Source organism: Endozoicomonas sp. SESOKO3 (assembly GCF_024606255.1).
In genome coordinates this window covers 1-1,088 of sequence record NZ_JAHHPR010000044.1, presented here as the reverse complement: position 1 = coordinate 1,088, position 1,088 = coordinate 1, and the positions used below count along the sequence as shown (strand labels likewise).

The window sequence follows — 1,088 nt, the reverse complement described above, 5'->3', positions numbered from 1 at the left end:
CCCTGTACCCGTCCAGTAATGTCAGTATTTCGATGTCAAAAACTTCTGTCTGGTTGAGTTTTAACCATAAAAGACCAAAAGCCTGTTTTTCTCTTTTGTCATCTGTCGGGTTAACGCTTTGTGGTTCTGGTTCACTTAACGGCACACAGGCTTCAGCCGCCCCGGATTGAACGTTATCCAGGTATTGGGACAGTGATGCTTTAATCTCATCGGGGCATTCTGTACCTGATGCTTCGATTCTTTCCCTCAGTTTGCCAAGCAAGGATTTATGCAGTCTCTCTTTATGGTGGTCAAGAGATTTCCAGACGACAGGTTTGATGGCCATTCTTCTGTTGAGCAGGGTAGCCAAAACATGAATAGGCAAGGGATTGGAGGGGAGAGCTTCTTCAACATCGCCTCTTGCCTTCAGCCTTCTGTTAGCGGCCAGTCTGGCTTCGTGCCTCTGGAGGTATGCCGGGTCATCCTCTTTTAAACGCCTTTGCCAATCTTCTGCGGTCAGATAATAGTGTTCAGGTACATTGATGATTTTCAAAAAAATCCTGAGCTGTCGCTCTGACCAGTTGCTAATTTCAATTTTTTCATCCTGTATTTTTAGCTGCGGTATTGGAAAACGGTAGGTCATAATACCGAAAGGCAGCCCTTCAACTTCAAGCCGCTGTCCTCTGACAGTGAAGGACACTTCTTTAAGGTTCCGCATCAGCATAGAAATAAAACTCAGGGCCAGCCCTTCTCCTGACGGGATAAGCCCAGAGACAGGTATCTCAACGGTATTGTTGTCGGTAGCACGCATCCCCGACAGAAAGCGATCGGGGATATCGTTATCCCGGGGCAGAAGGCTATGGGTTTTGAGTAGCGCTTCAAAGAGTGTCTGGATGCCTTCTTTGGTAATGTCATGGGTTTTTAGCCCAAGGCAGGCTTCAAGCAGCCCTTTTAACCATTGGGAGGAATGCTCTTTGCTGAGTTTATGCAGGGCGCTCAACGAAGGAAACAGGTCGAATATAGCCCGGGCATGGCTGGCATCCATAAAAAGCAACTGATCATCCTTTGTTAAGGGTTGCAGGATTTCCAGGTAGAGCCTTTGCATATAG

Annotated in this window: 1 protein-coding gene; it reads right to left on the bottom strand. The window is 47.2% G+C overall.

Annotation, left to right across the window (positions count from 1 at the left end):
- Positions 1-1,088: hypothetical protein (locus KDK18_RS00770; protein ID WP_257252485.1), on the bottom strand; the 1,088-nt coding region annotated here is incomplete at both ends.